The 20,689-nt window shown below is 44.5% G+C and carries 23 protein-coding genes; 20 read left to right on the top strand and 3 right to left on the bottom strand.

Going from position 1 to position 20,689, the window contains the following annotated elements:
- Window positions 1–14 precede the first annotated feature (14 nt).
- From AAV90_RS11095 to AAV90_RS11070, 6 genes are all read left to right on the top strand, one after another.
- Window positions 15–1,253, top strand: coding sequence for a homocysteine biosynthesis protein (locus AAV90_RS11095; RefSeq protein WP_046499023.1), 1,239 nt, complete (start codon window positions 15–17; stop codon window positions 1,251–1,253).
- Entirely contained in the window at window positions 1,250–1,672 is a 423-nt protein-coding gene (locus AAV90_RS11090; protein WP_046499021.1) for an NIL domain-containing protein, read from the top strand. The genes AAV90_RS11095 and AAV90_RS11090 overlap by 4 nt, the downstream gene beginning before the upstream one ends.
- 7 nt (window positions 1,673–1,679) lie before the next feature.
- Entirely contained in the window at window positions 1,680–2,438 is a 759-nt protein-coding gene (locus AAV90_RS11085) for a UPF0280 family protein (RefSeq protein WP_046499018.1), read from the top strand.
- A gap of 157 nt (window positions 2,439–2,595) precedes the next feature.
- Complete coding sequence (nadE, locus tag AAV90_RS11080; RefSeq protein WP_046499016.1) at window positions 2,596–3,354, top strand: NAD(+) synthase; 759 nt, start codon at window positions 2,596–2,598, stop codon at window positions 3,352–3,354.
- Window positions 3,351–4,022, top strand: coding sequence for a methyltransferase family protein (locus tag AAV90_RS14190; protein WP_052729749.1), 672 nt, complete (start codon window positions 3,351–3,353; stop codon window positions 4,020–4,022). The genes nadE and AAV90_RS14190 overlap by 4 nt, the downstream gene beginning before the upstream one ends.
- Before the next feature lie 26 nt (window positions 4,023–4,048).
- Window positions 4,049–4,801, top strand: coding sequence for a YebC/PmpR family DNA-binding transcriptional regulator (locus AAV90_RS11070; protein WP_046499012.1), 753 nt, complete (start codon window positions 4,049–4,051; stop codon window positions 4,799–4,801).
- Window positions 4,802–4,865: 64 nt separating this feature from the next.
- On the opposite strand, the gene AAV90_RS11065 is transcribed toward AAV90_RS11070, so the two are convergent.
- Window positions 4,866–5,615 (bottom strand): hypothetical protein, encoded by a 750-nt coding sequence (locus AAV90_RS11065; protein WP_046499009.1) that lies wholly within the window; start codon window positions 5,613–5,615, stop codon window positions 4,866–4,868.
- 235 nt (window positions 5,616–5,850) lie between these two features.
- On the opposite strand from AAV90_RS11065, the gene AAV90_RS11060 reads away from it, so the two are divergent.
- The 12 genes from AAV90_RS11060 to AAV90_RS11005 all read left to right on the top strand — a co-directional run bounded on the left by AAV90_RS11060 (window position 5,851) and on the right by AAV90_RS11005 (window position 15,890).
- Window positions 5,851–6,429 (top strand): hypothetical protein, encoded by a 579-nt coding sequence (locus AAV90_RS11060; protein ID WP_157609555.1) that lies wholly within the window; start codon window positions 5,851–5,853, stop codon window positions 6,427–6,429.
- Between the two features lie 233 nt (window positions 6,430–6,662).
- Entirely contained in the window at window positions 6,663–7,166 is a 504-nt protein-coding gene (gene ruvC / locus AAV90_RS11055; protein ID WP_046499004.1) for a crossover junction endodeoxyribonuclease RuvC, read from the top strand.
- The gene (ruvA, locus tag AAV90_RS11050; protein WP_046499001.1) at window positions 7,163–7,762 is read left to right on the top strand and encodes a Holliday junction branch migration protein RuvA; all 600 of its coding nucleotides are present in this window, start codon (window positions 7,163–7,165) and stop codon (window positions 7,760–7,762) included. Before ruvC ends, ruvA begins: the two co-directional genes overlap by 4 nt.
- A gap of 15 nt (window positions 7,763–7,777) precedes the next feature.
- The gene (gene ruvB, locus AAV90_RS11045) at window positions 7,778–8,824 is read left to right on the top strand and encodes a Holliday junction branch migration DNA helicase RuvB (protein ID WP_046498997.1); all 1,047 of its coding nucleotides are present in this window, start codon (window positions 7,778–7,780) and stop codon (window positions 8,822–8,824) included.
- Window positions 8,825–9,097: 273 nt separating this feature from the next.
- Window positions 9,098–9,634 (top strand): epoxyqueuosine reductase QueH, encoded by a 537-nt coding sequence (locus AAV90_RS11040; RefSeq protein ID WP_046498994.1) that lies wholly within the window; start codon window positions 9,098–9,100, stop codon window positions 9,632–9,634.
- Complete coding sequence (gene queA, locus AAV90_RS11035; protein WP_046498991.1) at window positions 9,634–10,683, top strand: tRNA preQ1(34) S-adenosylmethionine ribosyltransferase-isomerase QueA; 1,050 nt, start codon at window positions 9,634–9,636, stop codon at window positions 10,681–10,683. The genes AAV90_RS11040 and queA overlap by 1 nt, the downstream gene beginning before the upstream one ends.
- Window positions 10,684–11,084: 401 nt before the next feature.
- Entirely contained in the window at window positions 11,085–12,194 is a 1,110-nt protein-coding gene (gene tgt / locus AAV90_RS11030; protein WP_046498988.1) for a tRNA guanosine(34) transglycosylase Tgt, read from the top strand.
- A 66-nt stretch (window positions 12,195–12,260) separates the two neighbouring features.
- Entirely contained in the window at window positions 12,261–12,557 is a 297-nt protein-coding gene (gene yajC, locus AAV90_RS11025) for a preprotein translocase subunit YajC (protein ID WP_242847550.1), read from the top strand.
- 2 nt (window positions 12,558–12,559) lie between these two features.
- Window positions 12,560–13,219, top strand: a complete 660-nt coding sequence (locus AAV90_RS11020; protein WP_046498983.1) for an HD domain-containing protein — start codon at window positions 12,560–12,562, stop codon at window positions 13,217–13,219.
- A 59-nt stretch (window positions 13,220–13,278) separates the two neighbouring features.
- Window positions 13,279–14,484 (top strand): protein translocase subunit SecD, encoded by a 1,206-nt coding sequence (gene secD, locus AAV90_RS11015; protein WP_046498980.1) that lies wholly within the window; start codon window positions 13,279–13,281, stop codon window positions 14,482–14,484.
- A 12-nt stretch (window positions 14,485–14,496) separates the two neighbouring features.
- The gene (gene secF / locus AAV90_RS11010; RefSeq protein WP_046498977.1) at window positions 14,497–15,342 is read left to right on the top strand and encodes a protein translocase subunit SecF; all 846 of its coding nucleotides are present in this window, start codon (window positions 14,497–14,499) and stop codon (window positions 15,340–15,342) included.
- A 197-nt stretch (window positions 15,343–15,539) separates the two neighbouring features.
- On the top strand, window positions 15,540–15,890 hold the full coding sequence (locus AAV90_RS11005) for a LapA family protein (RefSeq protein WP_046498974.1): 351 nt from the start codon (window positions 15,540–15,542) through the stop codon (window positions 15,888–15,890).
- Window positions 15,891–15,989: 99 nt separating this feature from the next.
- Here the strand turns inward: AAV90_RS11005 and AAV90_RS14185 are convergent, their stop codons facing one another.
- Window positions 15,990–16,499, bottom strand: coding sequence for a DUF2889 domain-containing protein (locus tag AAV90_RS14185; RefSeq protein ID WP_052729748.1), 510 nt, complete (start codon window positions 16,497–16,499; stop codon window positions 15,990–15,992).
- Window positions 16,500–16,823: 324 nt separating this feature from the next.
- Here AAV90_RS14185 and AAV90_RS10995 point away from each other — a divergent pair, with 324 nt between their 5' ends.
- Entirely contained in the window at window positions 16,824–19,463 is a 2,640-nt protein-coding gene (locus AAV90_RS10995) for a CBS domain-containing protein (protein WP_046498973.1), read from the top strand.
- Window positions 19,447–20,055: a site-2 protease family protein gene (locus AAV90_RS10990; RefSeq protein WP_046498970.1), complete on the top strand. Its 609-nt coding sequence runs from the start codon at window positions 19,447–19,449 to the stop codon at window positions 20,053–20,055. The genes AAV90_RS10995 and AAV90_RS10990 overlap by 17 nt, the downstream gene beginning before the upstream one ends.
- 76 nt (window positions 20,056–20,131) lie before the next feature.
- Here AAV90_RS10990 and AAV90_RS15285 read toward each other — a convergent pair.
- The coding region (locus AAV90_RS15285; protein ID WP_207642062.1) for a hypothetical protein at window positions 20,132–20,689 on the bottom strand (558 nt) is incomplete at its 5' end.

Here is a 20,689-nt window from a genome sequence, read left to right as displayed (position 1 = left end):
TGGAGGGAAGAAATATGGCAGTTAAAAAGACTTATGAAGAAATCAATGAGAAGATCAGAAAAGGAGAAGCAGTCGTTGTTACAGCCGAAGAAGTGATTGGAATAGTTGAAGAAAAAGGCTACGAAAAGGCTGCTCAGGAAATTGATGTGGTAACAACCGGTACCTTTGGACCGATGTGTTCATCAGGTGCTTTTATAAATTTCGGACATTCCAATCCCCGTATTAAAATGAAGAAAGTTTGGTTAAACGGGGTGGAAGCATACTCGGGGATTGCGGCTGTTGATGCCTATATTGGCGCTGCCCAGTTACCTGACTACGACCCGGAAAACAAAGTTTTCCCAGGCCGTTTTACTTACGGCGGCGGACATGTCATACATGATCTGGTAGCCGGCAAACAGGTTCGTCTGGAGGCAACTGGTTATGGAACGGATTGCTATCCGAATAAAAAGGTAGATACCATTATTACCTTGGATGATGTCAACGATGCATTTCTGTTTAATCCCCGCAACGCCTATCAGAATTATAATTGTGCGATAAATATGGGAGAGCGGACCTTATATACGTATATGGGAATTTTAAAGCCCCGAATTGGAAATGCCAGTTATTCTACTTCCGGGCAGTTAAGTCCCTTATTTAATGATCCATACTATCGCACCATAGGTGTTGGTACCCGTATATTTCTGGGGGGAGGCATAGGCTATGTGGCCTGGCACGGCACCCAGCATCATCCCAACGTTCTGCGCGGTGACAACGGCGTACCGAAAGTTACAGCTGCAACCCTGTCCCTAATCGGCGACCTTAAGGGGATGGATCCTAATTGGCTGGTTGGCTTAAGCTATATCGGTTATGGTGCTACGATGGCGGTAGGGGTAGGAATACCAATTCCCATCTTGGATGAAGAGATGCTGCGTTATACAGCCGTTAAAGATGAAGATATTTATTGCCCAATTGTGGATTATAATGAGGGCTACCCCTACTCTAAACCTATGGAGCTTGGATTTGCCAACTTCAAGGAGCTAAAGAGTGGTAAAATCAAAATCAACGGTAATAACGTAGTTACCACGCCCCAGTCCAGCTATCCGCGGGCCAGGCAGATTGCAGAAACACTAAAACAATGGATAAAAAATGGCAGCTTTGAGCTGACTCAGCCGGTAGCCGCTATTCCTTCAGCTGAAAGTGATATCGTTTTTAAATCAATTCCAGAGAGAACCCCCAATGGGTTGAGCTTTGCTAATGGGAGGGCTAGAAGATGAAAAATAAAATAGTATGCTATTTTTCCACTTCTCAATCTGAACAACCGGTGATCTATCGTTTAATTAAAAATTATGATCTAATTATCAACATATTAAAAGCCGACATCAATTCGCAAAAAGAAGGCTACCTGGTAATAGAATTAGAAGGCAGCCCGGAAAGTTATGAGCAGGGCACAAAATTTATGGAGAGCCTGGGAATTATTATGGAGCCTTTAAGTGAAAATATCATATGGAATGAACAGCTTTGTATCCAATGCGGAGCCTGTACTTCTTTCTGCCCTACGGCTGCGTTGGATATGAATCGGGACACCATGGAGGTATCTTTTGACAACGCCAAATGCGTGGTTTGCGGCATGTGCCTGGATTGCTGCCCTACCCGCGCTATTGAGCTGCATTTTGAGGTCAAGGAGGCCGTTTAAAAGAACGATGGATAAAAAACCGGCAGTTGAGTATGTGCAAAGGGATTATCGGGTTCGGCATGAAGCCAGAGATCTGCGTTACTTTCAGGTGAGTATAAAAGAAACGGATCTGGCGATTGGTGTGGATAAAGCGAGTTACACCGATCGGCTGTCGGTTTTATGTAAGGAAGAAATATTGCGATTGCGGGCTGAATTGGAAAACTATATAAGTATCCATCCTGAGTTTAGAACTTCGTTTAAACCTCTGCCGCTAATACCTGGTGCTCCTGCCATAGCTTCCATAATGTCCGGGGCCGCCTTCTGCGCGGGCGTTGGCCCGATGGCTGCGGTGGCGGGGGCAATAGCTCAGGCAGTGGGAGAAAAAATTAAATCAGAAGTGCAGGAGGTTATCATAGAAAATGGCGGTGATATATATTTAAACAGCCAGTGCGACCGTTTGATTTCAGTTTTTGCCGGTCAATCTATCTTCAGCCACAAGATCGCCCTGCGGGTAAGGGCCAAGCAGAGTCCCATCGGTATTTGCACTTCTTCAGGAACGGTAGGCCCCAGCATCAGCCTGGGCCAGGCTGATGCTGTTGTGGTACTAAGCCCTCACACCTCTCTGGCCGATGCAGCTGCTACCGGAGCGGCCAACCTGGTTCAGGATACCAATGATTTAATGAAAGCCGTAAATTTTGTAAAAGCTATAAACGGTGTCACCGGTGTATTAGCAATCAAGGATGATAAAATGGCTGCCTGGGGAAACATAGAAGTAGTCGGGATATAGGGAAAAAAAGATTGAGTCTCTCGCAGTTTCAAGTACCTGGTAAGCAGGATTTGCTAAATTAAATGTTGAATATTAAAAGGGTAGTTAGACCCCGGTCAACGGTGATTGGTGTGTCCGTACGCTTTTTCACACAATCATTGGAGGAGGAATGTATTTTATGAACGTTGCGGCAATCAATAATTATCTGGTTGAATGGTTACAGGAAAAGGTTCAGAGTGCGGGTTGTCGGGGACTGGTTCTGGGTATCAGTGGAGGTATCGATTCAGCCGTAGCCGCAGCAATAGCCAAAGAGGCTTTCCCGGATAATTGTCTGGGCTTGGTTATGCCTTGTGAAAGCGATATCCAGGACGTAACTGATGGCCGACTGGTAGCTGAATTCCTAAAGATTCCTTATCACGAAATTGCCCTGGATGATGTCTTTAAATCCCTGCTGGATACTTTTGCGACCCATATAAAACCTGATCCGGCATTGGAAAGGCTGCTTAAGGCCAATATCAAGCCCCGTTTAAGGATGACGTGCCTGTATTATTTTGCCCAAGCTAACCATTACCTGGTTTTGGGTACCAGCAATAAAAGCGAAATCATGGTGGGATATGACACGAAACACGGGGATGACGGCGTTGATTTGCAGGTTCTGGGGGATCTGCGCAAGGATCAGGTATATGAACTGGCCAAGTATCTTAATATCCCGCAGCCGATTATTGAGCGGAAACCTTCTGCCGGTTTATGGATTGGGCAGACAGATGAGGATGAAATGGGTATTTCCTATAAAGATCTGGACGAGTATATACGTTCGGGACAGGGTGATGTCCAAACTATAGCCAAGATTCAAGCCTTGCACGAAAAAAGCGCCCACAAACGTCAGATGCCGCCGATAGCTATATTGCCTGCCAATTTTGGAGAAAATCCGTCATGAATACCAGACAGCGCAATGTATTAATCAGGATGGGCGGAGCCTTGTTAATTTTCGCGTATGTAGGTTATATCGGCTGGAAAAATTTGCCCCGTTTTGATTTTGGAGTTATGGCAGCTTTCTTTGCCCTGTATCTAATCTGGCAGGTGGTATTTGAGTTTTGGATTTATCAGGATCCGGAGGATTATGTAACCCAGGATAATGATAAAAAAAGCTATCTTTATCTGCAGTTATCTTTTATGATAGCCTTATTATTCGCTGCCATTGATTTTTTGGAAATACACTATACGCGGAATTTTGACTGGGAACCAACCGTTATATATGCAGGGTTTGGATTATTTATCATCTCCTGCGCAGTTCGCTGGTGGGGATTTAATTCTATCGGCAAGTTCTTTAACCCACGGGTATCAATATATGAAAATCATAAGCTTATCACTACCGGCGCATATAGAAAGATAAGACATCCCCTATATCTAGGTTCACTAATTAGTTTTATAGCCATACCTATGGTTTTGAATTCCTGGGGAGCTATGCTTATAATGCTTTTGACCACGATACCAGCCCTGATATACCGGATAAATATCGAGGAAGAGTTGTTACTCAGTCATTTTGGGGATGCGTATCTGGATTATATGCAAAAAACCAAAAAAATAATTCCCTGGGTTTGGTAGGTATTTATATTAAGGGAGGCAAATAGATGTCAGGACATAGTAAGTGGTCAACCATTAAACATAAAAAAGCCCGTACCGATGAAAAAAAGGGAAAGGAATATACCCGTATCGCCAAGGAAATTATCCTGGCGGCCAGATCAGGGGGAGGCGACCCGGAAGCCAACTCCAAATTAAAACTCGCCATACAAAAAGCCAAAGCGATTAATATGCCTAACGATAATATCAATCGGGCGATAAAAAGAGGTACCGGAGATTTGGAAAGTGATGTTATTGAAGAGATGAACTATGAGGGCTATGCCGCCGGTGGTGTAGCGATATTGCTGGATATAGCCACTGATAATCGTAATCGTACTGCCTCGGATATCCGCCATCTTTTTTCCAAACATGGAGGTAATTTAGGGGAAACAGGTTGTGTGTCATACCTTTTTGACCGGGTCGGATTGATTACCGTTAATCGTGAAGATGTCAAAACCGATGAGGAAGAATTCATGCTGCTGGCAATTGAACTGGGAGCTGATGATGTTCGCGAAGATGAAGACAGTCTGGAGATTATCACCTCACCGGAATCGTTCATGGATGTCAAGGAAAAACTGGAATTACAGGTTAAAATTGAATATGCCGATATCGTCATGCTCCCGCAAACAAGCGTGGAAATCACTGATGAAAACATAGCTGCGAAGATCTTAAAACTGATCGACGTACTGGAAGACCATGACGATGTTCAAAACCTATACAGCAATCTCTCCATCCCTGATGAACTGTTGGAAAAATTAAGCTAAGCAGCACTATTAAAAAAGCGAGCTTTTAAAAGCTCGCTTTTTTAAATTAATATAAAGGAATTATTTAACGACTAGCTCTTAATTCTTCTCGTTTGGGAAGCTCCAGGCGAAACTGTCCGTCCACAAAACTGGGTTTGAACTGTCTGACATTGATCCTATCCGGCAAAAGTGCCAATACGCTTTTAAAATTGAGCTGTTCGGGAAAAACGTCATCTCTTGGGGAAACATTATAAAATACGATATCAGGCAGATCAGCTTTGATAACCCAGTCCTCGTCTTCGCTATAAACCTTCAAAGGAACATTGACCTCAAAATTACTTACTACTTTATAGTTGGATTCAAAGATGCCGTCATCCGTTGAAAATATATCGATTTCATTTTCAGGCAGACGGTTAAATTGACGCAGTATTTTATGGGGATCCTGTTTGTCGGATTTGCGCGGAGCTATTCCCAGGCTTATTTGCAGTTCAGGGCTGGGAGAAAATTCTTCATCATCTGTTTCCCAGAAAAAACCATTGGAAATTATTGCTTCGATACTTCTGTAAAAATCTTTGGAATTAATAATTGGATCAGGCTGGTCGCTCGTAAAATCCTTCATCTCCATATCGTAATCGTAGTTTGCAAATCGAATACCGGCCCAATCAAAATCGTCTAGGTCAGCATTCCGGGTCGAAAACCGGACAGACATGGATACGGGAACGGGTGGATCAATCTCCTCGAAGGCGTAGTTAATGTCTAGTATATTAATTTCGTTTTGATTCAAGGCTTCAAAAGCCTGCACCAGGTCTTGAGGTATCTTTTGCGATGAAACCATTTTATTACCTCCTAATAACAAGGTTTTAAGGCTACGTATCCAGCATCCTTATAATTTATTATAAGCTTAATGTCAAGGATTATACCAGCAATCACAAACGCTTGGTTTTCTCAGCCTCCTCATCATTTTATAGTAATTAGCAGACGGCAGATCAACAAGTTTCACCTATATATTTATATTATAGCAATTTTTTGCAGTATAAAAAGAGATTAAAAGGGTAAAATGGGAATAAGAGGTGATAGCCATTAATAAACCACGTATAGGAGCTTATTTGATTACTATCCTGGTAGCCAGTTTTGCAATGGGCTATGGGTTGGCCTACCTTGTGCAAACCCAAAATATTTGGCCAAATTCCAAAAAACCAGCCGTTCATATAACTGAGCCAATGCCTCGTATTACCGAAAACACACCTATTTTATTTAAGAAAGAATATATTTTGTCTGCCCGAGTATTTGAAGCAGAGTTTACCGATAAAAATGGTATTATAGGCATGAGTTTGGCTCAAGTACGTGAAAAATACAGTCCGGCCAATGGTTTTTCTGTATCCTGGCAGGACAAGACCTTGTTGATTCTCCAAAAAATAAATGATTGGTCCCCTCAGGACAAAGGAAAAACACGCTTGAAAAAATACCGGGAAATGGTCGCTGTTTATCGCGGCCCGGATAGCCATAACGATACACTTTGGCGGGTAACCGCGATTAGATTCGATACCTTGCCGGCGCAGATTCAAAAGGGAATTGAGGATGGCAAATATGAGTTTATGGATGATCAGGCCTTAAATGATACCCTGGAGAATATGGATGAGTATATTTAATAATCAGGGGTGATTTGCGCGGCTTTATGGGCATTGAAGGACATAAAAAACTATCCATCCCATTATTATTAAAACCCGGATTAAAATAGTTAGAAAAAACATTTAATTAGCAGAAACCAAGGCAATCGGCCTTGGTTTTTTATTTGGTTGACATGGCGGGAGTTGCGTTTTTGAAGTAATATGGAGTTAATATTTACAAACAACATCTGGAAAACTAAGGTGGGAAAAGGTTTATGTTGGTTCTTGGGGTAGATCCGGGTACAGCAACTACCGGGTATGGGGTAGTAGATTACATAAAGGGCAAAGAGCAGCTGATTACGTATGGTACGATTCGTACTTCTGCCGATCTGCCCATGCAATTGCGGCTTTTAAAAATACATCAGGAATTCAACCACTTATTGGATGAATATCAGCCGGAGGCGGTCGCTATAGAAGAATTGTTTCATCACAAGAACGCCAAAACGGTGATCAGTGTAGCACAAAGCCGGGGGGTCCTTTTAATGGCAACGGCAGCACGGGGTTTGGAATTAGCCGAATATACACCTCTGCAGGTAAAACAGGCGGTATCTGGTTACGGCAATGCCGACAAGAGGCAGGTTCAGATAATGGTTCAGAAAATACTGCGCATGGAACAGGTTGCCCGGCCTGATGATGCGGCTGATGCCCTGGCTATAGCTATTTGCCATATTCATTCTTATCGGATGACAAGATTAAGCAAAGGTGGTATTAAACGATGATTGCTTTTTTAAATGGCAGGCTGTTTCAAGCCCTGCCGGATTTTATCATAGTTGAAGCAGCCGGCCTGGGTTATGAAATTCAGATACATAACCGCATGTTGTCTAAATTGCCCGCAGTGGGGGAACAGGTGTTAATACATACCTATCTGCAGGTCATGGAAAATGAATTCAAATTGTATGGTTTTTACAACCGGGCAGAATTGGAACTATTTAAACTCCTTTTAACCGTGAGCGGCATAGGAGCGCGGGCGGCTTTAAGTATAATAGGTACGTTTGAACCGGAAAGATTTTATCAAGCCGTTGCCAGTGGTGACGAAAAAACCCTTACCACCGTACCAGGTGTAGGCAAAAAAACAGCCCAGCGTCTCGTTTTCGAATTAAAAGACAAGATCGGTGCCCATCAGACTATCCAGACTGAACCTGATGATAACAATCAACTGGAAGATGTTCTGCAAGCCCTGGAAACCCTAGGGTATAACCGCAGCGAGATTTTTCCTGTGTTGATGGAATTAAGAGCCCAGGGAGAGCTGGCTGATCGGGTAGAGGACAATATTAAAAAGGTATTGAAAAAACAAGCGCTAATCGGCAAAAAATAGAAGGGAGACCAATAGATGTCTGATAACCGTCTGATATCCTCCCAGCTTATTCGGGAAGAAGATTATAACGAAGGATCCTTGCGGCCATTAAGACTTACTGATTATATCGGGCAGGATCGAGCCAAGGATAACCTTAGCATTTTTATCGCGGCGGCCCGGGAAAGAGGCGAGAGCCTGGATCACGTTTTACTCAGTGGACCTCCGGGTTTGGGCAAAACGACCCTGGCAACCATAATGGCCAATGAAATGGGCCAGCCCATTCGCAAGACCTCCGGCCCGGCTATTGAAAGACCGGGTGATTTAGCGGCTATTTTGACCAACTTGGAACCAGGAGAGGTTTTGTTTATCGATGAAATTCATCGCTTAAACCGTAGTATTGAGGAAATCATGTATCCGGCCATGGAGGACTATGTAATCGATATTGTTATTGGCAAGGGACCGGCGGCCCGCACTTTGCAAATCGACCTGCCTTCTTTTACATTAATCGGGGCGACTACCCGGCCCGGCCTGTTAAGCTCTCCGCTTAGAGATAGATTTGGAATAAGCTGCCGCCTGGATTTTTATACCCCGGATGATTTGACTTTGATTATTATCCGAGCAGCTGCGATACTAGGGATCGTTATCAGCGAGGACGGAGCCCGGGAAATTGCCCGTTGTTCGCGCGGCACGCCCCGGGTGGCGAATCGGCTTTTAAAGAGGGTGCGCGACTACGCCCTGGTGAAATCCGATGGAACTATCGACCAAGCTACTGCCAGTCAGGCCCTGGCTATGCTGGAGATTGATCGCTATGGCTTGGATACGGTTGACAGGATGATACTGGATGCTATAATAAATAAATTCGGCGGAGGACCGGTCGGACTGGAAACCCTGGCCGCCGCTATTTCGGAGGAAAATGATACCTTAACCGATGTTTATGAACCATATTTATTAAAATTGGGATTTATCCAAAAGACTCCCCGGGGTCGGATGGCGACTGAAAACGCCTACCGCCTCCTGGGTTATCCCCAACCCAGCCCGAAAGAAGCGGTATTATTTACTGATATAGAAGAAACGTCGCAGTAGACTAAAACCACGCCGTAAATAATGGACGCGGATTACGCAGATTTTCGCGGTTTAGTTTATTGTTAGGAATTACTGATTTTCCCCACGGTCAATGTCGCGGTCTACTTAACCCCCTGTAGGTAGGTCTAAGTAAACGCTTTCTTGACTCAAATTGTAGTTATTTAAAAAGAATGAGCCGCGAAAATCCGCGCAATCCGCGTCTGTAAATGGAAACCCAATGGCGCAGTTTTGGTTAAATGTACGGTTATACTATTATCTGATGGAAGTGATGGTATGTCCAAGGTGCTTTTGCATATTTGTTGTGGGCCATGTGCCACTTATCCTGTTCCGGCTCTGCGGGAGGAGGGATTTGAGGTCATGGGCTACTTTATGAATCCGAATATTCACCCTTACACCGAATGGCTTAAGCGAAAGGAAGCATTGGAGCAGTACGCGGCAGCGGTTGACTTAAAGGTTCTCTTTGACGAAAACTACAATCCGGAAGCCTACTTTCAGGCAATAGCTTACCGGGAAGCCAGACGTTGTTTCTTTTGCTACCAGATTAGATTGGAACAAGCTGCCCATATAGCCAAAAAGGGCAAGTTTGATTATTATTCTACGACCCTTTTGGTTAGTAGTTACCAGAAGCACGATACGATCCATGAGCTGGGGGAAGCTATTGGCAAGAAGTATGGCGTACCTTTCTTGTACCGGGATTTTCGCACAGGATTTGCTCAGACCGGGGTTATATCCAGGGAAATGGGGCTTTATCGGCAGCAATACTGCGGCTGTTTGTACAGTGAATTTGAACGTTATAGGAGAAAAAAATAATGAAGGATCTGAATCCCTACCTTTTACAAAGCTATCAGTTTGACCTGCCCCCCCATCTGATTGCCCAATTCCCGGCTGAGCCGCGTGATGAGGCCCGGCTTCTGGTAATGGATCGCCAGACGGGGGAATTTGAAGATCGGATATTTAAAGACATAATCGAATATCTGGAGCCTGGAGACACGCTCGTTTTAAACAATACCAGGGTCATCCCCGCCCGTCTTTTTGCTCGCAAGAAAACCGGTGCCAGGATAGAAATATTACTATTAAACCAAGAGAATGGACATTGGAAGGCATTGGTAAAACCTGCCCGGCGCATGCCGTTGGGGACGAGGGTTTTTTTTGAAACATCTCCCCAGGTAGAAGCCGAGGTAGTTGCCGAGTTGGAGGATGGAGCACGGCTGTTAACATTTCACAATTGTCCCAACGAAATGGAATTTATCAATGGGGTAGGACAAATGCCTCTGCCCCCTTATATTAATCGCCCGGCTGAAGAAGACGACAAGATCCGTTATCAGACGGTTTATGCGCAGTCAGCCGGTTCGGCTGCCGCCCCTACAGCCGGGCTGCATTTTACTGAAGAACTGTTGGAGCGTATTGCAGCGCAAGGCATAAATATTGCACCGGTTCTACTGCATGTAGGTTTAGGCACCTTTCGGCCGGTCAGCAGCAAAGATATTAGAAATCATCAAATGCATTATGAATATTACCAAATAGATGCTAAAACGGCATACTTATTAAATAATACCAAACAGAATGGGAAAAATATTATTGCGGTGGGAACAACAGTGGTAAGAACACTGGAAACGGTATATAATGAAAACCATGGGTTTACGGCCCAGTCAGGTGAAACCAACCGATTTATTTATCCAGGCTACCGCTACCGGGCGGTCGATAAGATCATTACCAATTTCCATCTGCCCGGTTCTTCCTTAATTATGTTGGTAGCAGCTTTTGCCGGGCTTGATAATACGCTCAAGGCTTATCGCCATGCGGTTGAGAAAGAGTATCGTTTTTTCAGCTATGGTGACGCTATGTTAGTAAGTAAATAGACGCGGATCACGCGGATTTAGCGGATTCACCCGGCAACCTTAATTATGAACGCAGTTCATATCAGTAGTCCCCGCAGGGGGCAACCTTAATTATGAATGAAGTTCATATCAGTAGTCCCCGCAGGGGGCAACCTTAATTATGAACACAGTTCATATCAGTAGTCCCCGTAGGGGGATTATTTTAATTAATAAAACGCTATTAGCAGCATAATCGTAAATGCTCAAAAGAATCGGCAATTTGTAGGGGCGACCTTTGGTCGCTCCGATGTAGCGGAAGCTTTAGCTTCCGGTGGGATGCAAAGCTTCCCCGTCCGTATCGCGAACCATTTTCATAGGTGGTTGTGGCCTCCGTCCATGGGGGTTTAATAAGGTAAGTATTGCGCGAGATAATTAGGGGGTTTTTGGTGTTTACATTTCAGGTTACTAAAAATGACGATGCTTCTGCGGCCCGTCTGGGACGTTTAAGTACCTCCCACGGTGTATTTGATACCCCGATTTTTATGCCGGTCGGAACCCAGGCTACGGTAAAGGCCGTAACCCCGGAAATGCTAACTGAAATGGGAGCCGGGATAATATTGTCAAATACCTACCATTTATATCTCCGGCCGGGTGCAGATTTGGTGGAACGGGCCGGGGGCTTGCATAAATTCATGAACTGGCCGCGCGGCATCCTCACTGATAGCGGCGGTTTTCAGATATTCAGCCTGCAGGGTCTGCGTAAAATAAGCGATGAGGGAGTGGTATTTAATTCCCATATTGATGGTTCCCGTCATTTCCTCAGCCCGCAGATCGTTATGGAGATTGAACAGAAACTGGGCGCGGATATAGCTATGTGTTTTGACGAATGTGCGCCTTATCCTTGCAGTTATGAGGAGGCTGACCAAGCCGTTACCAGGACTTCGCTCTGGGCCAAACGCTGCCGGGATAGCCACAATTGTTCGGATCAGGCTTTATTTGGGATTATTCAAGGCAATATATTTGCTGATCTGAGGGAAAAAAGCGCCCGCGAAATCACGGCTCTGGATTTTCCCGGCTATGCTATCGGCGGCCTGAGTGTAGGTGAACCCAAAGAGGATATGTACCGGATATTGGATCTGACCCACCAGCTCCTGCCCACTGACAAACCCCGGTATTTAATGGGGGTAGGAGCCCCTGAGGATCTGGTGGAAGGTGTGGCTCGGGGAGTGGATATGTTCGATTGTGTCTTGCCTACCCGGATCGCCCGCCATGGTACGGCCTTTACCCATCGGGGCAAACTGGTGGTTCGCAACGCAGTATATGCCGCCGATTTTAGAGCTTTGGATACTGACTGCGACTGCCGGGTATGTAAAAATTATTCCCGGGCCTATATTCGCCATTTGGTGAAAGCGGAAGAAATACTGGCCCATACCCTGATTACTTATCATAATCTTTATTTTTTGATTAAAATGATGCAGGATATACGTCAGGCTATAGCTGAAGATAGATTCAACGAATTCTATACCAATTTTTATGCAAGTTACAAGTTTTAACAAGAGGATTTTGCCAGGGATTGGCGAAAAAATATAAGGTTAGAGCAAACTAAGGAGGGATATATTTTGTTTATTGCTGGTACTAACACCGTGGCCAGTCAGCAGGGATGGCTAACCGTAGCCGTATATTTCGGGGTTTTTATCTTAATATTCTATTTGTTTATTATTCTGCCCCGAAAAAAACAGGATAAAAAGCACGATGCCGTTTTAGAAAGCCTCAAACGGGGTGATAAAGTGGTATCTATTGGCGGGATACGCGGGGAAGTAAGTAAAGTTAAGGATGAAACGATTGTCGTTAAAGTGGCTGACAATACGGAAATTGAGTTTGTAAAAAAAGCTATATCCCATAAAATTGAGGATTAATAATGGTCACCCTGGAAAATGTAAAAAACAACCAGCTCATTGAGTCCTTCATTTTGAAGGGCAATGAGCATTTGGGTGCTATGGGGTATACCGACCATGGCAAATTACACATCGGTTTGGTATCCGAAGCGGCCAGGGATATTTTGCTGCAGTTAGGTTACGATAGCCGCACGGCTGAACTGGCCGGTATTGCAGGGTATATGCATGATCTGGGCAATGTGGTCAATCGTAACCGGCACAGTCAGAGTGGTGCCTTAATAGCCATGAAAATCCTGCGCAGAATGGAGATGAAGCCAGAAGAAATATCGATTATATGTGCTGCCATAGGTAATCATGATGAAGGCAGCGGACATGCTGTTCATCCAGTTACGGCCGCCTTGATTTTGGCGGATAAATCCCATGTTCACCGAAACCGGGTAAGGAATCTGGATGTAGCTACCTTCGATATTCATGATCGGGTAAACTACGCGGTGGAAAAAACATCGCTGCAGATACAATGTGAGCAAAAGCTTATTAGCATGGAACTTACGATTGATATAAGTATCTGTCCGGTAATGGAGTACTTTGAAATTTTTTTAAGCCGCATGTTGATGTGCCGCAGGGCGGCCAATTATTTGGGTTGTGAATTTGAATTGATAATTAACGGTGCGAAACTGCTATAAACAGGTGAGCATAATATAATACGTGATTTTACAAAAGTTGTTGGAAGGAGGACAAACTGGTGCGCAAGAACTCCAGTATTGCGATAATATGTGCGATTGTTGTGGCCCTGGCTTTTCTAGCCTATTTTACCTACCAGCCGATCAAAAACAATTTGAATTTGGGGCTTGATTTGCAGGGTGGACTGCACGTTGAATTACAGGCCCAGGAGAAGCCGGGAGAAAAGATATCAGCCGATACCATTCAGAAATCTATCGGTGTTCTGAGCAAACGGGTGGATGCCCTGGGGGTGTCTGAGCCTATCATTTACCCCAAGGGAAATGACCGTATCGTCATTGAACTGGCCGGGGTTAAGGATCCGGAAGAAGCAGTCAACATTATAAAAAACACCGCGCAATTAGAATTTATGGATGAAGCAGGCAAGGTGCTGGTAAGCGGTAAAAACCTTAAAGATGCTCAGGCTCAGGTTTCCCCAGGTGGGGAGGGAGCCGTTGTAAGCTTGGAGTTTGACAAAGAAGGAGCCAAGCTGTTTGCGGCTGCAACGTCCGCCAATGTAGGCAAACCCATTGCTATCGTGCTCGATGGCAAGATTATCAGTGCCCCGAAGGTTGATGGACCCATTCCCAACGGGCAGGCTCAAATTGAAGGCAACTTCACTGCCAAAGAAGCCCAGGATCTGGCGGTTTTGCTCCGCTCCGGGGCATTGCCGGTCTCCTTTGGCATAATGGAAAAGCGCACCGTAGGTGCGACCTTGGGCAGTGATTCTTTGGCTAAGAGTGTTAAAGCCAGCTTGGTGGGTTTACTGGCTATCTTGATATTTATACTGGGTTATTATCGCCTGCCTGGTCTGGTGGCCGATATTTCCATGGTATTGTACACGGTCTTAGTATTAGGAACGATGGCCGTTTTGGGGGCGGTGTTGACCTTGCCTGGAATTGCCGGTTTTATCCTGTCAATCGGAATAGCCGTTGATGCCAACATTATAATCTACGAACACATAAAAGAAGAATTGCGTCTTAACAAGACCATGAAAGCAGCTATAGAATCCGGTTTTGCCCGTGCTTTCTGGACGATTTTTGACGCCAACCTGACTACCTTGATTGCGGCTCTGGTGCTGATCTGGTTTGGGACCGGACCCATCAAAGGATTTGCCGTTACCCTCTCCATTGGTATCATCGCCAGTTTGCTGGTAGCCTTGACTTTTACCCGGTATATGCTGGTGTTGTTTGCCGATCTTAGCAAGAACAACAAATTATACGGGGTGTAAGGAGGGGAGAAAATGCATTTTATCAAGAACAGAAAATGGTTTTATATATTTTCAACCGTAATTATCGTGACCGGTTTAATATCAATGCTTATACAGGGGTTTAACCGGGGTATAGATTTTACCGGCGGATCAGCATTACGCTACAAAATTGATGCTGCCGTTTCCGCACCGGAGGTTCGCAATACGGTTAATGATTTGAAAGTTACAAAAGAAGTAAGTGTACAAAAAAGCGGAGCCGAGTTTTTTATACGCACCAATGAGCTTAATCAGAAAGAAACCGCCCAGGTAACCGAAGCCCTAAAAGCCCAATACAAAACGGCCCAATTACTAAGTGCCGAAAGTGTCGGTCCTACCATAGGCAGTGAACTGACTAAAAATGCTATTTTAGCCATTTCCATAGCTTTGGGACTGATGCTCATTTATATTTCCTTCCGCTTTGAATGGACCTTTGGTCTGGCGGCGGTTTTGGCTCTATTTCATGATATATTGATTGTACTGAGCATCTTCTCGATTTTCCAGTGGGAAATCAACGGAGCCTTTATTGCAGCGATATTGACCATAGTAGGTTATTCGATCAACGATACTATAGTTATATTTGATCGGGTAAGGGAAAACCTGCGCATGAAGAAAAAAGAACAGCTGGATATTTTGCTTGACAAGAGTATAATGCAGACCATGAACCGTTCCGTAAACACTGTTGTTACGGTATTGTTGCCGCTGATAACCCTGCTCATTTTCGGCGGTTCAACCCTTAAGGGATTCGTTATGACTCTGTTGGTCGGATTTATCTTCGGGATGTATTCTTCGATCTGTATTGCCAGCCCGCTTTATTATGAGATTAAACAGCGTGCTAGTTAATAGACGCCAACGACACAGCAACCTTATTTTATGAACCATTATTTCCTTGTCATCCTGAACGCAATGATGAATGACAAGGAAATTTTTTTATAAACGATTCAAGTCTTTCATTACATCTCTGGAATTTTGTAAAATGTAACTAGCTGGATTAAGTTCAAATCATCTAGTCGCAATTCAATTTTGGGAGGGGGGGTAGCATGCCGGCATATCTGCTGGGCGCATTGCTTTTTTTGGCTGCTATTGTGGTTTTTGTTTTTCAAAATGATACCCCGGTGGCGGTACAATTCTTAACCTGGCAGTCATCGAAAATATCACTCGCTTTGGTGGCCCTTATAGCTGCTATGGGAGGAGCGCTGATTACCTTTCTGGTGGATAGTTTCCGCGCACTAAAAACCGGTAAGAAATTAAGGGAACTGATGAACCGCAATAAAAAACTGGAAAAAGAAATCCTGGCCTTAAAAAGCGAGAAAGTGGCCAGACAAAGCAGTAAATCAACCCAGAGTAAGACAATTGATATAACCCCGGTTGATTCTGACCAACAGTTTTAGTCTGCAAAGGAGTATTTTTACTACTATGAGACAAGGCAAGGCCCGGGGAAAATGTAGCGTTTCCCCGGGCAATTGTTTTGCCTGCCTGTCGGCGATATACTAATCAGTAGAATCTTCCTGCCGTTTAGGGCCATCCCCATTTTGCACCCGGTCTTGCAGATTATGCAGCGCATCCGGCTGGGAAAAATAAATACAGCTATCCTTAAAGAGTATGGCCCAGTTGGACCAGCGGTTGCTGTAATCATCTTCTTCCACCCAGTCAGGAACTATACGGGAGGCAGCCTGCAGACCGGCCTTAAAGGAATTAATAACCATCTCGCCCAGATGGGTACAGCCCGATTTTCCCATCAGGTTTTGTTTTACAATCTTGTTAAAACCAGGCCCTACCTGTACACCAACCATTTTATCCATATTATCCAGTCCGATCTGGCATACTTCCCCAAAAGGGGTAACCGGGCCGGTAACCTCTGCCTCCATAATAGTATAAGTATAATAATCAATGAGCATACGGGTACGGATATCATGCATATCGTCTTTCCAGTGGCCTAGAACCTCAACGCCTTTCCCAGGAATATAGTTTACCTTATACTTCTCTGATTGTTCATACATTACTTCATCCTCCTAATTATACATATTGCCAACAAAAATCCCCCAGCTCCCATAGCAGACCTAAAGGTAAAAGACAAAAATAACACAGCAACCTTAATTGGCAAAGATACTTTGATCGAATTACTGCACATTATAGGAACTTAGCTTTTAAGAAATTATAAGTTCATTGTTACGCAAAATCAATCATTAAAAGCATTCAGCTAGATTATTTATCGCGCATAATACTCTGAAACTTCTTAAATGCTGAGGCTCCAAGGGCAGAGTACAATCTAAAAGATGGGTGTGCTATAATGCAGATAATTCTTTTATATAGGGAGATATGATTTGGATATTATCACTTCACATAATGCGCTGGATTTCGATGGATTAGCCAGTATGGTCGCGGCGGGCAAGCTTTATCCCGGTGCGATACGGGTGTTTTCCGGCACTATTAATAAAAACGTCAAGAAGTTCATGGCTTTGTACAAAGATTCACTGTTCATCAAAGCACCCAAGGAGATTAATCCAAACCAGGTAAAAAGGTTGGTGGTCGTGGATACGGCCAATGCTAACCGATTGGGTCAGCTAAAATCTGTGTTGGACAATAATAATCTGGATATTCACATTTATGACCATCATCCAGTTTCAGCAGACGATCTTAAAGGCAGTCTGGTCGAGATTCATCCCACCGGAGCGGCAACTACGATTTTGGTTGAAAAGATCATGGATCGCAATATACCTATAAGTCCTTTTGATGCTACTATCTTGGCTCTGGGTATCTATGACGATACCGGGAGTATGCTGTTTCCAAACACCACTGCCCGAGATGCTTATGCCGTAGCCCACCTGCTTAGTTGTGGAGCGAACCTGTCCGTAGTGGCTAATTTTATGGAGAAGCCTTTCTCCGAACAACAACGCCTGGTGCTGCAAAAATTATTGGAGACATCTATACATAAGAAAGTAAGTGACTTAGACATCGTACTGGCGATTTATGACGGTAATGAGTTTATACCCGGCCTGGATCTGGTAACCTATCGCCTGCTGGAAATGGAAAATTGCGATGCCGTTTTCGTAATTGCCCTGATGGAAGGGAAGGTTAATGTGATAGGCAGAAGCCGCAGCAATAACCTTAAGGTTAATCAGGTTCTTCAAAATATGGGAGGCAGAGGCCATGACCGGGCTGCTTCAGCTGTAATAAAAAGCAGGGATTGCCAGGAGATTATGGAAAAAATCCTGCAAAATGTGGAAGAACTCATCCATCCGTTGATTGTAGCCGGAGATATTATGACCAGTCCGGTCAAGACACTGCCTCCAACGATTAGCATGGAGGAAGCCGGCGGGATTATGCTCAGGTACGGGCATACCGGGATGCCGGTGGTGGAGGATGACAATATAGTAGGGGTTATTTCCCGGCGTGACGTAGACAAGGCCAGGATACACGGACTTGGTCATGCGCCGGTCAAGGGGTTTATGACCAGTAAGGTTTTGTCGATATCTCCGCAAACAACAGTAAGCGAAATTCAGAAGATAATGGTAGAACATGATATCGGACGTTTGCCGGTAATCGATAACGGCCGTCTGGCCGGTATCGTCTCCCGAACCGATATACTTAGAACTTTGCATGGCGAAGACTACCCGGAAGATCATGAAGTGCTTTTTCTGCTGCCGGAAGGCTCCTGGGAAAACTGCGCTGAGTTGATGGATAAAAGCTTGCCCGCGCAGATTATTTATTATTTAATTACAGCCGGTGAAGTTGCCCAAGACCTCAAAGAAGTCGTCTATTGTGTGGGAGGCTTTGTTAGAGATCTTTTCCTTAAGGTTCCTAATTTTGATATGGATCTGGTTGTAGAAGGGGATGGACAGAAGCTGGCCACCGAATTGGCGGAGCGGTTAGGGGGGAAAGTGCGGGTACATGATCGTTTTCGCACCGCAGTTGTTACTTTGCCGGATGGCACTAAAATAGATGTTGCCACTGCCCGTACCGAGTATTATGAATATCCGGCCGCCTTGCCCAAAGTGGAAAAGTCATCCCTTAAGGAAGACATGTACCGACGCGATTTCACTATAAATACTTTGGCTATCTGCTTGAATCCGGGCCACTTTGGGGATCTGATAGATTATTTCGGAGGCCGTAAGGATTTGATGAATGGCAGTATACGTATTTTGTACAATTTCAGCTTCGTTGAGGATCCCACCCGTATATTACGGGCCATACGCTTTGAGCAGCGCTACCGGTTTACGATTGAAGCCGATACGCTGCGTTTTGCCCGCGATGCCATAGAACGACGGATGTTGGGGCGCCTTTCCTACAAGAGGATTTTGGCGGAATTAATTCTCATATTAAACGAAAAGGATCCGGTACCTGCCCTGGAGAGAATCAGGGGAACCGGGGTGTGGAAATATCTGCTGCCGGAAATTGACGTTGATGATGTAAGCTGGAAAACCATCAAGAGAGTCCCTGTAGTTATGGGTTGGTGGGAAGAACAATATTATAGCCGCAAAATAAAACCTTGGCTAATCTATATAGTGGTTTTCTTTGCTCAATTATCGTTTGAACAGGTTGAAGCTGAGATGCAGCGCTATCCTTTCGACCGTTATGCCAAAGGCTGCATTATGGATTCCCTAGGTATTCCTGCACTGGCCGAAGATATCAGTCGCAGATCCTATCTTAGTCCCAGTGATCTGGACAAAATGATTGCCAGTGTGACTAATGAAAATCTGATCTACCTGCTATTATGTATTAAGGATGAGGAAGCCTGGGATAGGGTGGCCAGATATCTGGATCTCAAGGACAAGATAGAGTTGGAAGTGAATGGGTATGATCTGTTAGAGCTGGGGCTCAAGCCCGGCCCAATCTTCAAAGAGATTCTGGACGAGCTTTATTATCTTAAACTGGATGAGAAGATTCATAATTATGAGGATGAGGTTAATACATTAAAACAATGGATAGAAGAAGGGAGATTCACTCATGCAGTCCGTATATGAAATGATGATCGCCCTGCCGGCCATTCTTATCGCCCTTACCTTCCATGAGTATGCCCATGGCCGGGTAGCTGACTGGTTAGGTGACGATACGCCTTATTATCAGGGGCGTCTGACGATCAATCCGCTGCCCCATATAGATTGGATGGGATTTTTCATGTTGCTTTTTTTCCACTTTGGTTGGGCCAAACCCGTACAGGTGAATCCCTACAACTTTAAAAATGTCACTGTGAAAAAAGGCATGATGCTGGTATCGTTGGCGGGTCCGGTGATGAATATTATGCTGGCTTTGGGCGCCCTGCTAATTTTACGTCTGTTAGGTGGGCACAACAGCAATACATTATTAATGCTTGTCGTTCCCCTGGTGCAGATAAATATAATCCTGGCCGTTTTTAATCTGCTGCCGATTCCACCGCTGGATGGTTCTAAGGTTCTGGCCGGTTTGCTCCCTGACTCCGGTGCCCAGTTTATGTATAAACTGGAGCCGTACGGGCCTCTGATACTATTACTGCTTATTTTTACTAAAGTTGCCGGATTTATTATCTGGCCTCTCTATAATATTCTGTATGCCTTGCTGTATGGAATTGTGTTTTAGTAAGATTTTTAATAGACGCGGATTACGCGGATTACGCGGATTCACGCGGCAACCTTAATTATGAACGCAGTTCATATCAGTAGTCCCCGTAGGGTGTTTTAATAGACACAGATAACACAGATAAGACAGATTTACACAGATTATTTTTGATTAATAAAACGCTATCAGGAGCATAAATGTAGATGCTCAAAGAATTGGCAATTTGCAGGGCGACCTTTGGTCGCTCCGATGTAGCGGAAGCTTTAGCTTCCGGCGGGGTTTTAATAGACACAGATAACACAGATAAGACAGATTTACACAGATTATTTTTTGTTAATAAAACGCTATCAGGAGCATTAATGTAGATGCTCAAAGAATTGGCAATTTGCAGGGCGACCTTTGGTCGCTCCGATGTAGCGGAAGCTTTAGCTTCCGGCGGGGTTTTAATAGACACAGATAACACAGATAAGACAGATTTACACAGATTATTTTTTGTTAATAAAACGCTATCAGGAGCATTAATGTAGATGCTCAAAGAATTGGCAATTTGCAGGGCGACCTTTGGTCGCTCCGATGTAGCGGAAGCTTTAGCTTCCGGCGGGGTTTTAATAGACACAGATAACACAGATAAGACAGATTTACACAGATTATTTTT

It is taken from the genome of Syntrophomonas zehnderi OL-4 (assembly GCF_000983115.1).
GTDB classification, from domain to species: Bacteria; Bacillota; Syntrophomonadia; order Syntrophomonadales; family Syntrophomonadaceae; genus Syntrophomonas_B; species Syntrophomonas_B zehnderi.
This window is presented reverse-complemented; position numbering and strand designations above follow the sequence as displayed.